This window comes from Nonomuraea helvata (assembly GCF_039535785.1).
Taxonomy (GTDB): domain Bacteria; phylum Actinomycetota; class Actinomycetes; order Streptosporangiales; family Streptosporangiaceae; genus Nonomuraea; species Nonomuraea helvata.
Map to the genome: position 1 here is coordinate 85808 of NZ_BAAAXV010000002.1, position 14051 is coordinate 99858.

The 14051-nt window shown below is 72.8% G+C and carries 11 protein-coding genes; 4 read left to right on the top strand and 7 right to left on the bottom strand.

What is annotated here, in order from left to right:
• Positions 1 to 11 precede the first annotated feature (11 nt).
• From ABD830_RS16280 to kstD, 3 genes are all read right to left on the bottom strand, one after another.
• Positions 12 to 1850 carry a serine hydrolase domain-containing protein gene (locus ABD830_RS16280; protein WP_344987872.1) on the bottom strand — a complete coding sequence of 613 codons (1839 nt, stop codon included), beginning with the start codon at positions 1848 to 1850 and terminating at the stop codon, positions 12 to 14.
• A gap of 65 nt (positions 1851 to 1915) precedes the next feature.
• The gene (locus ABD830_RS16285) at positions 1916 to 2773 is read right to left on the bottom strand and encodes an LLM class flavin-dependent oxidoreductase (RefSeq protein ID WP_344987874.1); all 858 of its coding nucleotides are present in this window, start codon (positions 2771 to 2773) and stop codon (positions 1916 to 1918) included.
• Between the two features lie 41 nt (positions 2774 to 2814).
• Positions 2815 to 4587 (bottom strand): 3-oxosteroid 1-dehydrogenase, encoded by a 1773-nt coding sequence (gene kstD, locus ABD830_RS16290; RefSeq protein WP_344987876.1) that lies wholly within the window; start codon positions 4585 to 4587, stop codon positions 2815 to 2817.
• A gap of 124 nt (positions 4588 to 4711) precedes the next feature.
• On the opposite strand from kstD, the gene ABD830_RS16295 reads away from it, so the two are divergent.
• Entirely contained in the window at positions 4712 to 5461 is a 750-nt protein-coding gene (locus tag ABD830_RS16295) for an alpha/beta hydrolase (protein WP_344987878.1), read from the top strand.
• Positions 5462 to 5689: 228 nt separating this feature from the next.
• Here ABD830_RS16295 and ABD830_RS16300 read toward each other — a convergent pair whose 3' ends face one another.
• The 3 genes from ABD830_RS16300 to ABD830_RS16310 form a co-directional block, all read right to left on the bottom strand.
• The gene (locus tag ABD830_RS16300; RefSeq protein ID WP_344987880.1) at positions 5690 to 6886 is read right to left on the bottom strand and encodes a cytochrome P450; all 1197 of its coding nucleotides are present in this window, start codon (positions 6884 to 6886) and stop codon (positions 5690 to 5692) included.
• Positions 6887 to 6953: 67 nt separating this feature from the next.
• On the bottom strand, positions 6954 to 7757 hold the full coding sequence (locus tag ABD830_RS16305) for a phosphatidate cytidylyltransferase (RefSeq protein WP_344987882.1): 804 nt from the start codon (positions 7755 to 7757) through the stop codon (positions 6954 to 6956).
• Positions 7754 to 9508, bottom strand: a complete 1755-nt coding sequence (locus tag ABD830_RS16310) for a histidinol-phosphate aminotransferase family protein (RefSeq protein WP_344987884.1) — start codon at positions 9506 to 9508, stop codon at positions 7754 to 7756. The genes ABD830_RS16305 and ABD830_RS16310 overlap by 4 nt, the downstream gene beginning before the upstream one ends.
• A 70-nt stretch (positions 9509 to 9578) precedes the next feature.
• On the opposite strand from ABD830_RS16310, the gene ABD830_RS16315 reads away from it, so the two are divergent.
• Positions 9579 to 9965, top strand: coding sequence for a hypothetical protein (locus ABD830_RS16315; protein WP_344987886.1), 387 nt, complete (start codon positions 9579 to 9581; stop codon positions 9963 to 9965).
• Between the two features lie 206 nt (positions 9966 to 10171).
• On the top strand, positions 10172 to 10600 hold the full coding sequence (locus ABD830_RS16320) for a hypothetical protein (protein ID WP_344987888.1): 429 nt from the start codon (positions 10172 to 10174) through the stop codon (positions 10598 to 10600).
• 110 nt (positions 10601 to 10710) lie between these two features.
• On the opposite strand, the gene ABD830_RS16325 is transcribed toward ABD830_RS16320, so the two are convergent.
• Entirely contained in the window at positions 10711 to 11583 is an 873-nt protein-coding gene (locus ABD830_RS16325) for an alpha/beta fold hydrolase (RefSeq protein ID WP_344987890.1), read from the bottom strand.
• 110 nt (positions 11584 to 11693) lie between these two features.
• Between ABD830_RS16325 and ABD830_RS16330 the strand changes: the two genes are divergently transcribed.
• On the top strand, positions 11694 to 14015 hold the full coding sequence (locus tag ABD830_RS16330; RefSeq protein ID WP_344987892.1) for an AfsR/SARP family transcriptional regulator: 2322 nt from the start codon (positions 11694 to 11696) through the stop codon (positions 14013 to 14015).
• Positions 14016 to 14051 lie beyond the last annotated feature (36 nt).

The following is a 14051-nucleotide window of genomic DNA, read 5'->3' on the forward strand; positions in this document are numbered from 1 at the left end:
CGCGGGACGGGTCAGGCCCAGCCGTAGACCGAGCGGATGGCCGCCGCGATCTCGTTGACGAGGCTCATGTTGTTGCCGTTGGCGAGGATGGCGTAGCCGGCGCCGAGCTGCGGGTAGCCCTTGACGACCGACTTGAAGCCGTAGTTGGAGCCGTCGTGGGTGTAGGAGAAGCTCTGCGTCCCGGAGCCGGCGACGAAGAAGCCGCGCCCCATGGTGGGCTCGGGGCCGGGGGTGAGCAGCGTGCGGACGGAGGCCTTGGTGAGCGGCCCGGCGATGTCGCCGGAGGCGGTCCACGCCTTGTTGAGGTAGCACACCAGGCGGCTCAGGTCGAGGACGTTGGTGTAGAGGCCGGCGGCGGCCGACTCGGGGTAGCGGTTGCGCTTGCCGGGGATCACGGCTCCGGTGGCGGTGTGGCCCGCGGCCAGCTCGAAGCCGGGCGACAGCGCGTACGAGCTGTTCTTCATGCCGAGCGGCGCGAACACCTCCTTGTCCATGTACTGGGCCAGCGTGAGGCCGCTCTTCTGCTCCACCATCCGCTGCAGCAGCACGAAGCCGGCCCCGGAGTAGTGGAACTCCGCCCCGGGGGCGGTGGTGAGCTCGATCTTCGGGGAGTTGCCCTCACCGTTCATGACCTGCAGCAGCGTGGGCACGGTCGCGTCCGGGCCGTAGCCGGCGAAGCCGCCGCCGCCGGCGTCGAAGCCGGAGCACGCGCCTGAGGGGGAGGTGGAGCCGCGGCCGATGACGCCGCCCCGGTGGGTCAGCAGGCGGTCGATGGTGGGCACGGCCGTGCTGGAGACGCACGAGCGGCGCGGCAGCGTCCAGCCCAGGTAGGGGCGGATGTCGCCGGTCAGGGGCTGCTTGAGTGTCTGCATGAGGCGCAGCACGCCGACCGAGGCCACGGCCTTGCTGACGGAGGCGGCCTGGAAGGCGGTCTCGGGATGGGCAGCGGCGCCGCTGCCCGCCTCCAGCCAGCCGTACCCGGTGGACCAGGCGATCTTGTTGCCGACCACCACCGCGACGGCCACGCCCGGGGTCTTCCAGGCGCTCATCCGCTGCCAGATGGTGGCGCCGCCCACCGCGTTCTCGACCTGCCTGACGCGGTCGGCGGGCAGCGCGGGCGCCTTGCCGCGTGAGCCCAGCGACCAGCCGCCGCTCGGTGAGAAGGCCAGGTGGTGCAGCTGCCAGCCGCCGGCGTCGAGGGAGCTCATCTGCTTGAAGCAGGCGTCGTCGACGGCGCGCGCGTAGAACTGGTCCTGCGCGACGACCGCCCATCCGCCCGTCTTGGGGAAGGCGACGCGGGTCACCTTGCGCCCGGCCTGCGTCAGGTTCCGCATCATCTGGTAGCACTCGTCGTCGATGCCCCGGACGAAGAAGGTCTGGGTGTCGGCCACCGCCCAGCGGTTGCCGCCGGCCGGCGGGAAGGCGACGTCCACGACCTGGCGGCCGGCGGCGTAGCTGTCGCTGATGCGCTGGTGGCACTCCTCAGGCAGGCCGCGCGCGGACATCCCCTTGTCACCGGTGATCACCCAGCGATCGCCGCCTTCGGGCGGGAAGGCCACGCAGTGAACCTTTCCGCCCGCTTTGACCATCTTTTCGAGCTCGGCGAAACACGCGTCGGGCACGCCGCGGGCGAAATAGCGGCCATCCTGCGTGACGATCACCCATCCGCCTGACGGTGTGAACGCGACAGCGGTGATGCCGTATGGCGCCAGCTCGCCCATCTTCGACTTCAGCTCGTCGGGGACGCCGCCCGTGGCGAAGGGATAGCTCGCCGCCAGGGCGGGCCGGGCGAAGTCCACGGTGGCGAGGCCGGCCGCGCCGGTCAGGGCGAGAAAGCGTCTGCGGTCCAACGGGGGAACTCCTTCAAGCGCTGATCACAAAGTGCGCTTGCATCATGGCAGACCGCTGAGGCTGCCTAGACCGACGGCGGACCCTGCTCGACGCGGCGCAGCACCGGCGCGAGCCGCTCGTTGTCGGGGCTGTGGATCGACTGCCGCTCGTCCCACCAGGTGGCTCCGGCCTCCTGCAGCGGCCCGAGCAGGTCGCGGGCCTTGGCCGCCCCGGCAGGGCTGACGCCGCCGACGACGATCTCGAAGGGGCTGTCGTCCTGGCGCTGCTCGCGGACGTACGAGACCAGCTCGCGGACCTGGTCGGCGGGCGGGTTGTAGCCGTGCGAGCCCGGCCCGAACAGCGGGACCGCGCCGTCCCAGCGGGCGGCCCGGCGCATGGGCCTGCGGTTGGGCCAGAAGCCGGCGACCCAGACCGGTGGGCGGGGGTGCTGCGCGCTCGGGGGCAGCAGGGCGACGTCCTCGGCCCGGTAGTGCCGTCCGTGATGGGTGACCGGCTCGCCGGTCCAGTAGCGGGCCAGCAGGTCGAGCCCTTCGTCGAGGCGCTCGGCGAGCTCCACGGGGTCGGTGGGCTCGCCGAAGCTGCCGTACTCGTCCTCGATCGGCCCGCCCAGGCCCGCGCCGAAGATCACTCGCCCGCCGCTGAGCACGTCGAGCGTGGCGACCTGGCGGGCGAGCTGCTGCGGCCGCCGCCGGGCGACCGGGGTGACCAGGGTGCCGAGCTTGATCCGGGTGGTCGCCAGGGCCGCCGCCGTGAGCAGCATCCAGGGATCGCCGAACGGGCGGGGCCGGCTCTTGTGGTGGACGACGTGATCCCAGACGAACAGGGCGTCCCAGCCCGCCTGATCCGCCGCGACGGCCAGCGAGGCCACGGTGCGGGGGTCGGCGAAGTCCCCGAAGTTCGGGATGTTGATCGAGAAGCGCATCCCGCCATGGTGGTCGGCCGTGGCGGGATGTCGCAAACCCATTAAGGGGTGTCGGCGATGTCGTTGGCGGCCACGTAGCCGAAGGTCATGGCGGGTCCGATGGTGGACCCGGAGCCGGCGTAGCTGTGGCCCATGACGGCGCCGCTGGCGTTGCCCGCGGCGTACAGGCCGGGGATGACCGAGCCGTCCGCCCGCAGCACCCGCGCGCGGGCGTCCGTACGCATCCCGCCCTTGGTGCCGAGATCCCCGGGGACGATCTTGAACGCGTAGAACGGCGGCAGCCACAGCGGGGCCAGGCACGGGTTCGGCTTGTTCAGCGGGTCGGCGTAATAGCGGTCGTAGGCGCTGTCGCCGCGGTGGAAGTCGAGGTCCTTGCCGGTCGCCGCGAACCCGTTGAACCGGGTGATCGTGCCGCGCAGTGCGGTCTGCGGGACGCCGATCTTCTGGGCCAGCTGCTCGATCGTCCACGCCTTGTACGCGGCGCCGCTGTCGAACCAGGAGCCGGGCAGCGGCAGCAGCGGCGCGACGTCCTTGAACAGGTACTTGTCGCGGTAGTTCTGGTCGACGATCAGCCAGGCGGGGATGTGCGGCGCGCCGGGGGTGTTGCGGTCGTACATGACGTGCACGACGTCGCTGTAGGGGGCGCCCTCGTTGACGAAGCGCACGCCGTTGCCGTTGACGATGACGCAGCCGGGCAGGGTCCGTTCGGCCAGGCAGAAGTACGGCTGGTCGGGCAGCGGGATCATCGGGCCCCACCAGGAGTCGTCCATCAGGTCGAGCGCGGCGCCGGCGCGCTCGCCGGCCTCGATGCCGTCGCCGGTGTTCTCCTTGGCACCGATGGTCCAGCTCGTGCCGATGGGCTGGCGCTGGAACTCCGCGCGCATGGCCGCGTTGTGCTCGAACCCGCCCGAGCCGACGATCACCCCCCGGCGAGCCCTGACCGCTCCGCCGGGCGTGACGACGCCCGTGACGCGGCCGGACTCGATGAGCAGGTCGAGCAGCGGGGTGTTCAGCTGGACCGGGACGCCGGCCGTGGCCAGCCCGGCGCGCAGGCCGCCGGCCAGGGCCTGTCCCATGGTGAGCGGCTTCTGGCCGTGCAGCGCGGCCTCGGTGCCCCGTGCCAGGCAGGCGGCGCTCACCTCGAGGCCCTTGGCGTTCACGGCGGCCAGCGTCAGCCACTTGTAGTCGGCGCTGTAGACCACCAGGCCGGCCGGGGTGGCCATGTAGGGGCCGTTGAGCCGGGCCAGCTCGGCGCCGAGGATGTTGCCGTCGAGCTGGGCGGGCTCGATGGAGCGCCCGTTCGGCATCCCGCCGGGGAACTCCGGATAGTAGTCGGAGTAGCCCTCCATGAAGCGGAAGCGCAGCGGGCTGTTCCGCATCACGAACGAGATCATGGCGGGCCCGGCGGCGAGGAACGCCCGCTGCCGCTCGACGGGCACCGTGTCGCCGACGACGCGGGCGAGGTAGGCGGCGGCCTTGGCCGGGGTGTCGGGCACGCCGGCTGCGAGGACGACCTCGTTGCACGGGATCCAGATGCCCGCGCCCGACCGTGCGGCCGAGCCGCCGTACGTGGGGGCCTTCTCGAGCACGACGGTGCGCAGGCCGCGCTTGGCGGCGGTCAGCGCCGCGGTCATCCCGGCGGCGCCGGCGCCCACGACCACGACGTCGTACTCGGCGTCGGCGCGGGCGGGCGCGCTGCCCAGCGCCGTACCCGCCACCAGGGCGCCGCCTGCGACGGCGGCCCCTTTGAGCAGGGTGCGGCGGGTCTGACCTGCGGGGGTCAGGGTGTTGCCGGATCTCCTGGTCTCGACCATGCCGCCAAGCATGCGCTTGGTTGTTTTGCCTGTCAATGCGCGGGGTGTTGACGTGACCGCCGATGCCTGGTGCCATGACCGGGGATGGTCTCTACCAAGCAAGCATTTGTGCGGAGGAGATGTGATGCGACGCTTGGCCGCCGTGCTCCTGCTGCTCGCCGCGGCGCTCGTGGCGCCCGCGACGGCGGCGTACGCCGAGACGTGCTCGGCCACGCTCCCCCACCCTGACGGCCACGGCATCACCTGCCTGCGCGTCGACCGGCACCCGCAGGGCGACGGGTCCGAGCTGCGCGACGTCACCATGACCTCGACGGCGATCTTCCAGGCGGCCGGCGGCACCCCGGCGATCGATCCGCTCGCCCATGAGATCACCGTGCGGGTCTACCTGCCGCCCGGGTACGACCCGGCCCGGAGCACCCGCTACCGCTCGCTCTACCTCATCAACGGCGGCGGCGACAACTACACGGTCAGCTCCTCCGGGGTCTACGACTGGCCTTCCGCCGATCCGGCGGTGCTCGTGACGCAGGGCAGGTACGCGCCGTTCAGTGGCAGACTCGGCCTGTACGCGGGCGGCTGCAAGACGCTGCCGCGCGACTCGTCGGGCGCGTACGTGCTCGGCGACGGCGACGACCCGGCCCCCGCGGAGTGCGGCTACAGCACCACCTCGCCGGAGAACACGCAGGCGGGTGGGGTCAACGAGGCCATACTCGGCTCGTACGCCAGTGTCTTCGACCAGACGCTGACCGGCCTCGGGGTGCGCCACCGCTACTGCTACGGCACGGGCGGCCACGACTGGAACTCCTGGCCCGCCGTCCTGGTCGACTTCCTCCAGTACGCCTACGGCACCGCCCCGGCCCGCTGCCCCAACGCCTGACGCGGTGATCCGCCGGGGCCGTTGCGGCGAATACGTACCGGGTCCATTCACCGATCTGGAAGGAGGCGCATCATGGCTCGTTGGCGCCGATTCGTGCTGACCCTGACCGTCGCGTTGTTCGCGGTGGTGGCGGTGGCGACCGCCGCGTCGGCCGGCATCCAGGGCAGCGGTTTCTGAGCCGCCCGCGAAGGGACGGTCAGGGGTCGCCCTCTGGCCGTCCCGTCAGGGTCACCAGGCCACGTGGAGCGAGCGCACCCCGTACACGACGTTGAAGGAGCGGAACTCGGCGGGCGGCCCGGCCTCGCGCAGCCCTGGGAAGCGCTCGAACAGGGCGGGGAAGGCGATCTGCATCTCCATCCTGGCCAGCGGCGCGCCCAGGCAGTGGTGCACGCCGTGGCCGAAGGCCAGGTGCCCCATGTCGCCGCGGGCGATGTCGAGCCGGTCGGGATCGGAGATGAAGTCCGGGTCGCGGTTGGCCGCGGGCAGCGCGCACACCACCAGGTCCCCCGCCGCGATGTGCCGGCCGGCCAGCTCGACGTCGGCGGTGGCGACCTTGACCGTGCCCGTGTGCACGATGCTGAGCCAGCGCAGCAGCTCCTCCACCGCCGCGCCGATCCGCGACGGCTCCTTCCTGAGCAGCTCCAGCTGGTCGGGGTTGCGCAGCAGGGCCAGGGTGCCGAGGCCGAGCATGTTGGAGGTGGTCTCGTGGCCGGCCAGCAGGAGCAGCCCGGCGATGCCGATGAGCTCGTCGGTGCTCAGGTCGTCGCCGTGCTCGCGGACGAGCATGCCGAGCAGGTCCTCGCCCGGCTCGGCCCGGGTGCGGGCGACCAGCTCGGCCATGTAGGCGCGCGACTCGAGCTGCGCCGCCGCCCGCTCCTGCGCGGGCAGCGAGATGTCGAGGATCTTGCCGGTACGCCGCTGGAAGTCGTCCCGGTCGGCGTACGGCACGCCCAGCAGCTCGCAGATCACCAGTGACGGGACCGGCAGGGCGAAGGACGGGACCAGGTCGGCGGGCGGGCCTGCGGCCTCCATGGCGTCCAGGTGCTCGGTGACGATGTCCTTGACACGCGGCTCCAGGCGGCGCATCCGCCGCATGGTGAACTCGGGCGTCAGCATCCTGCGCAGCCGGGTGTGCTCGGGAGGGTCGAAGGCCAGCAGGTTGCCCGCCCGCAGCTTCTTGATCTCCTCTTCACTCACCGGCGGCATGCCGGGCGCCCTGAACACGGCACGCTGGGCGTTGCTGAAGCGCGCGGGGTCTCCGAGCACCTCTCTGACGTCGGCGAAGTGGCTGACCATCCAGGCATCGAAGCCGAACGCCGTCTTCACCCGCTGGACGCGCTCCCCGTCGCGCGCCGCGGTGAGCTCGGGATCCGGGTCGAACGCCGCGCGCCGCATGTACAGGGGCAGGGTCACAGACTCGCTCATACCGGCTCCTCGAAGGATCGGACTGTCGCCGCGAAACTGATAGAAGTCTATCGCTTGGTGCTCCGCATCACGCGAACAGCAGCGCCAGGCCGAGCGTGAACAGCAGGGAGTCCAGCCGGTCCAGCAGCCCGCCCGCCCCTGCCAGCCACGACGCCGAATCCTTGGCCCCCGCTCCCCGCTTGACCATCGACTCCAGCAGATCGCCCAGCGGCGCGCCCACGACGACGGCCAGCGCCAGCGGGACCGTGAGCGCGCCCAGCGCCGCAAGCACCCCCAGCCCGGCGGCGGCCCCGGCCGCCGCCCCGCTCCACCGCTTGGCAGGCGACAACGGCGACAGCGCGGGCCCGCCCAGCAGCCGCCCGCCGAACGAGGCCGCGATGTCGCCCACCGACACCGCGACGAACACCGCCAGCACGGCATCGCCGAGCAGCACCACTCCCACCAGCGGCAGGAACCACACCACTCCGAACACGCCCAGCGACGCCCGCCTGAGCCCGCCCGCCGCGTCCCCGGACAGCAGCGGGACGAGGACCACCGCCAGCACCCCGGCGATCACCGCCTGCACCAGGTACGCCGGCGCCAGCCATGCCACCAGTGGCGTGGCGGCCACCGCCGCCACGAGCGCCACGCGGTCGGCGACGGCCAGCTTCAGCAGCCCGCCGTACTCCAGAGCGCACACGATCCCCGCCGCCACGGCCAGCGCGGCGGCCCCGCCTCGACCGGCGTACAGGGCGGCGACCACCACGGGCACGGCCACCGCCCAGGCGCACCAGCGCAGGATGTATTCGCGCCTGCGCGACAGGGCGACGGCGATCCCGCCGACGGCAAGCGCTCCCGCCACGTACGGGACCGCTGTGGCGGGCGTGATCATCCGGCGTCCATGACGGCGGCCACCGTTGCGGCGACGCGTTCGTTGGCGTCCGCGTCGCGTACCGAGACGCGAACGGTCCTGCCCTCGAAGGCGGGCGACAGCGGCGACAGGTCGCGCAGGAACACCCCGCGCCGCCGGCACGCCGCCACCAGCCGGGCCGCGCCAGGACCGCCCCGGGCCAGCGTCAGCAGGACGAAGTTGGCCACCGACTCGTGGACGCCCAGGCCGCCGTCGATCGCGGCCAGCTGTTGCGCGAGGTCGGCACGTAACGTACGCGTCTGAATCCAGCGTGCGCCGTAGTAGCCGGGGTCGCGCAGCGCGTGGACGGCGGCGATCTGGGCCGGCAGGCTCACGCCCCACGGCGGGGCCCAGCGCCGCACCCCGGCGACGATCTCCGCCGGGCCGGCCAGATAGGCCACCCGCAACCCGGACAGGGCGTACATCTTCGACATCGACTTGCACACCACGACGTTCTCGGACGCGGCGGCGTACGTCTCCAGCGAGGGCTCACCCTCCACGTAGCCGACGTACGCCTCGTCGAGCCAGAAGCGCGTGCCGTCCGGCGCGTCCTCGATCACCCGCCGCAGGTCGCCCGCGTCGGTGTGCACCCCTGTGGGGTTGTTGGGGTTGACGATGACCACCAGGTCGTAGCGTTCGCGCAGGGCGTCGCGGAGCCGGTCGAGGTCGATCCGCCAGCCGTCGGCCCGCCGCAGCGCGAACCGGTCGGCGCGGCAGCCGATCACCCGCTCGGCGACGTGCGCGTACTCACCGTAGGCCGGGTCCAGCAGCAGCACCCGCGACGAGCCGTCCAGCCAGCCGCGGAACGCGCGGAAGATCAGGTCCGACGAGCCCGCCCCGGTCGCGACCGCCGGCTCGGGCAGGCCGCGCCGTTCGGCGATCTCCTCCACCAGCCCCTCGGGGTAGGCCGGAGGAGAGGTACGCGCCAGCCACCCCTGGTCGTCGGCCAGCGCCTCCACCACGGCGGGCGCGGGCGGGAACCAGGCGTCGAGCACATCGGCGGGGACCACGTCCCCGCGCGCCTTCACCGTGTCGAACCGTCGGCCCAGCACGCCGATCGACGCGCCCCCATGCCGGCAGCCGCCCGCGCCACCGCCCACGCCGCCGTCCACGCCGCCGGGCACGCCGCCGGGCACGCCGCCAGGCAGGAACGGCATGTCCAGGCTCCAGCGCACCCTCGGCTCGAGCGCGCGCAACAACGGCCCGTACAGCCGCAGCGCGCGGGAGGCCAGCTCGTGCACCTGCCCGGACAGCACTTCGAAGGTGACGGCGCCCGACCGCACCCGCGTCCCGATGCCGCTCAGCCCGGCCGCCACGTACATGCCGAGGATCTCCGACCGCCCCAGCGCCACGACGGTCCTGCCGCCGTGCTCGGCCACCCAGCGCAGCGCCGCGTGCATGAGCAGCGCCGCCGCCGCGCTCCCCCGCCAGCGCGGCGCCACGGTCAGGATACGGATCTCGAACAGCCCGTCCTGGCCGAGCAGCGGATGACCGTCGCGGGTGAGGTACTTGTCGATGGAGTAGCGGCCCGCCCAGGGCGGCGTCACGCTGACGAACCCGACGGGTTCGCCGTCACTGGCGGCGATGAGGTAGACGTTGCCGCCGTCGAGCTCGTCGGTCAGGCGTTCGGCCTGGTTGGGGACGTGCTGGCCCAGCTCACGCGCGTAGACCTCGTGCCGCAGCCGGTAGATCCACTCGCGGTCGTCCGCCGTTCCCGGGCGTATTTCCAGCATGGTCATGCCTATCCGACGTACACCGCGACCAGCCGGTTTCCGGGCATGCGCCCGGCCCTATGCTCTGCGTGTGACAACTGAACGCACGCGTGACGACGCGCCGCGGCCCGTGCCGAAAGCCGGGGATCGGCTGCGGAGGGCCGGCTGGGGAGCGCTGGCACTGTTCCTGGCCGCGTTCGGGGCTTTCGAGAGCGTCAAGTACGGTCTGCCGACCACGGTCGCCGCGCTGGCGTTCTTCGCGCTGCCCGACCTGGCGCGCCTGGCCGGGGTCCGCCCGCCCGGGCCGCTCCATCACGCCGTGCACCGCGTGTGGATCCCGCTCGTGGTGGCGGTCGGCTACTCCATGGGGCCGATCGTGTGGCCGCCGCTCTTCACCGCCGCCCTCGGGTGGCTGACCCGCATCGCCCTCGAGCGGGCGCTCGGACGCGGGCTGGCGTCGCGGCCGCCTGCCCGCTAGGCCTGCTCACTGACGCGGGTGGAATGCCCGGTAAATGTCCGGCTGTTGCCCTCGACCGGCACGCGGCTGACGCCCGACACTTACGAAGAGCCGATATTCACCGCGAGCGGCAATGCACGTTCACAACTTCGAAAAGGAGAGAGGTGCGTTCAGTGCGTGCAGCGGTAAAAGCGAGTCGATCGCCGAGGAGGGTGTCAGCGTGGGCGGTGGCCCTCGCCACTCTCTTCTCCCTTCTTTCGATCGGGACCTATCCGGCAGCGGCGGCATCGGCCCGTCTCGTCGCCAACCCGGCGGTAACCCCTGAGAGCTTGGGGACCACCTTCGGCAACGACTTCTTCCCCCGCACCGACGCAGGCGCCGCGGCAGCGCAAGCAGCTGTTCGCGACCATTGCGGGGATAACGTCTGTGTCATCACGGTCCAGGCATCCACCAATCGCTTCGAGGTGATGTGGCTAGGGGGCTGCACCACCTGGCATCTGTACAACTTCTGGGGCTACTTCCACGCCAAGAATGGCGGATCATTGAGGGTCGACTTCCTCAACTCGGCACGTCAGACGATCGGCAGCTTCAAAGGCGGAAAATTCGACGTCGTGTATTGGGACCCGATCTATTACATAAGGACCTGTAACAGGTGACAGACCTTGACCGGCGACGTACCTGAAGATCAGCCGATCGTGGCCTGACCTCTGCCCCGGCGACAAGACGTTCCTGCCTGTCGCCGGGGCAGTCGGCATGTGGGGTGCTTTCAGCGCTCGAGCAGGTCCCGCAGGGCCTTGACGATGTCGGCGGGGGCTTCCTCGGCCATGAAGTGCCCGAAGCCGACGGTGACATGCCGGAGGTCGGTGGCCCAGGCCCGCCAGAGCGCGGCCGCGTCGTAGCCGAGTGCGGCGCCCCAGTCCTGCTGGAGCACCGTCACCGGCATCCGCAGGCGACGTCCGGCGTCCCGGTCGGCCTGGTCGTGCTCGACGTCGATGCCGGCCGAGGCGCGGTAGTCGGCCACGATCGAGGGGATCGCGTGGCGGCAGGCCTCCAGGTACGCGGCGCGGACATCGGCGGGGATCGCCTGCGGGTCGCCGGTCCAGGCGTCGAGGAAGTGCCCGAAGAAGGCGTCCGGGTCCGCCGCGATGAGACGTTCGGGCAGGCCGGGCGGCTGGGCCATCAGGTAGAGGTGGAAGCCGACGGCCGCGGTGACGCCGTGCATCGCCGCCCACATGTCCAGGGTCGGCAGCACGTCCAGGCAGGCCAGCTGGGTGACCGCCGCGGGGTGGTCGAGCGCGGCGCGGAAGGCGACCAGGGCGCCGCGGTCGTGCCCGGCCAGCGCGAATCGCTCGTGGCCCAGCGCGCGGGCCAGGGCGATGACGTCGGCGGCCATGGTGCGCTTGGCGTAGGTGGCGGGGCCGGTCTCGGCGGGTTTGTCGCTGGCCCCGTACCCACGCAGGTCGGGGCAGATGACGGTGTGGCCGGCCGCCAGCTCGGGGGCGACGTGCCGCCACATGAGGTGGGTCTGCGGGAAGCCGTGCAGCAGCACGATCGGGCTGCCCTCGCCGGCGACGGCCGCGCTGAGCGAGACGCCGTCGCCGACGGGGACGCGGTGGTAGGTGAAACCTTCGATGATCACGATGGCGCTCTCTTGTGTCGGGGTCGGTTCCGCTGGGGTCGGTCCTCAGGGTGCCGGGCGCGAATGAGCATCCGATGAGCGCGCTACCGTGACCTGGGGGTGACCGTGACGTGCGGGTGGAGTTCGGGGTGCTGGGGCCGGTCGCGGCCTGGGACGGCACCGGGGGTGCGATCGGCTTGAAGGGGCCGCGGCACCGTGCGGTGCTGGCGCGGCTGATCGTCGCCCGGGGACGCGTGGTCCCGGTCGCCCACCTGGTGGCCGACCTGTGGGAGGATCCCCCTCCCGACGCGGTGGGCGCGCTGCGCACGTTCGTGGCGGCGCTGCGCCGGGCGCTGGAGCCGGCACGTCCGCCCCGCGCGCCCGCCCGGTTGCTGGTCACCGAGGGGCCCGGGTACGCGTTGCGCGCCGAGCCGCGCACGGTGGACGCCTGGCGCTTCGAACGGGCGGTTGCCGCCCCGGGGCCGCCTGAGGAGGTTCTCGAGCGGCTGGAGGAGGCGCTGGGGTGGTGGCGCGGGCCCGCCTACGCCGATTTCGCCGACGAACCCTGGGCCCTTGTGGAGCGCTCCCGGCTGACGGAGCTGCGGCTGCACGCCGTCGAACGCCTGGCCGAGGCCCGGCTGGCCCTGGGGCTTGCCGGGGCGGCGGTGCCGGATCTGGACGCGCACGTGGCCGATCACCCGTGGCGGGAGGAGGGCTGGCGACTGCTGGCTCTGGCGCTGTACCGTACCGGCCGCCAGGGCGACGCGCTCGCGGTGCTGCGCCGGGCGCGTACGCTCCTGGCCGAGCATCTGGGGGTCGACCCGGGGCCGGCACTGCGCCGCCTGGAGAACGACATCCTCCACCACGCCCACCACCTCAGCCCGAGCCCGGCGGATGCGCCGGACTCGGGTGCACCGGACTCGGGTGCACCGGACTCGGGCGTGGCCGAGACCGGAGCTGCGCAGCGGGATATGCCCAGATCGGGCGCGGCCGAGACCGGAGCGGCGGAACCCGTTATGGCGGAAGCCGGTGCGGCCGAGACGGGCGTGGCCGAGGCGGTGTGGGCGCGGGCCGCCGTAGCCTACGACCGCAGCGCGCCGCCGGGCGCGCGGGCCCGGCTGGAATCGACGGTGGCGCTGATGCGTGGGCTGGCGGTGACAGGGGGCGGCGGCCTGCTGGCGGCTCGCGAGCATCGGGTGGCGGCCATCGCGGCGGCGGAGGAACTGGGCGACGTGGAACTGACGGCCCGCGTCATCGGCGCCTACGACGTTCCGGCGATCTGGACCCGCCTCGACGACCCGGACCAGGCTGCACAGGTGATCGCAGCAGCCGAACGCGCCCTGAGCGCCCTCCCGCCGGACCCGCACGACGCCGCGTCCGGCCGCCCGCCGCAAGCGGCTTCTCCCCCAACGCCCACCGCAATCCCGACCAGCCGTGCCGCCCTCCCCGCGAACGGCGCCGTCCTCTCGCAGGGGGCACGTGATGCGGCCCGGGCTCGCCTGCTGGCCACCATCGGCCTGGAGTCTCGGGGCGCCCGCTCGCCGCGTGGCCCGCAGGCCGCTCAGGAGGCGGAACGGCTGGCGCGCCGCCTGGATGAGCCGAGGCTGCTGGCGTTCACGCTCAACGCCGTGTTCATGCAGACGTTCCACCGGGCGGGGCTGGCCACGCGGCGGGACGCGATCGGCGCCGAACTGATCGCCCTGTCGGCGCGGTACGGCTTGGCCACCTACGAGGTCCTCGGGCACCTCATCCGGCTCCAGGCCCGCTGCGCCCTCGCGGACTTCCCCGGAGCCGACGCCCACGCCCGCACCGCGGACCGCCTGGCCGAGCGGTACGAGCTGCCGCTGGTGGGCGTCTTCACCCAGTGGTTCCGAGCGCTCCGGCTCGACGCGACCGGGCAGGCCCCGGTCGAGGAGGTCGAGTCCGCCTACCGCGCCGCCGCAGCCCGGCTCGACGGCGCCGGCATGCCGGGGCTGGAGCACGGACTGTTGCCGCTCGCCCTGCTCTGCCTGCGCCTGCGCGGCCACGCGCCTTCCCCGTCGCAGCCGCCTCCGCGGAAAGGACTTGCCGACGAGGACGCCCACTCACTTCGCGCTGTGCCGGACGGGAGCAGCAGCACCGGCTCTCTCCGGGTGATGGCGGACGAGGGCGCCGACTTCGGCCCGTACGAGCCGTGGGCACGTCCCGTGCTGCTGCTCGCCCAGGGCCGCCGCGATGAGGCCGCGGCGAAGCTGCGCCGCCTCCCCGAGCCTCCCCGGGATCTGCTGCTGGAGGCCATGTGGTGTCTGGTCGCGCGGGCCGCCGTCGCGGTCGGCGACCGGGAGGCGATGGAACGGGCCCATGCGGCGCTCGCGCCCGCGGCGGCGGAACTGGCCGGGGCGGGCAGCGGGCTGCTCACCCTGGGACCGGTCTCCCGCTACCTCGACGACCTCGCCGCGGCCCTGCGCCGCTGACCGCACCCGTTCGTCGGTGCCTGATAATCGCTGGCG

Coding starts and splice junctions, on each gene's coding strand:
- ABD830_RS16285 (WP_344987874.1), bottom strand. CDS start 2,773: ATGCGCTTCTCGATCAACATCCCGAACTTCGGGGACTTCGCCGACCCC.
- ABD830_RS16300 (WP_344987880.1), bottom strand. CDS start 6,886: ATGAGCGAGTCTGTGACCCTGCCCCTGTACATGCGGCGCGCGGCGTTC.
- ABD830_RS16305 (WP_344987882.1), bottom strand. CDS start 7,757: ATGATCACGCCCGCCACAGCGGTCCCGTACGTGGCGGGAGCGCTTGCC.
- ABD830_RS16295 (WP_344987878.1), top strand. CDS start 4,712: ATGCGACGCTTGGCCGCCGTGCTCCTGCTGCTCGCCGCGGCGCTCGTG.
- ABD830_RS16310 (WP_344987884.1), bottom strand. CDS start 9,508: ATGCTGGAAATACGCCCGGGAACGGCGGACGACCGCGAGTGGATCTAC.
- kstD (WP_344987876.1), bottom strand. CDS start 4,587: ATGGTCGAGACCAGGAGATCCGGCAACACCCTGACCCCCGCAGGTCAG.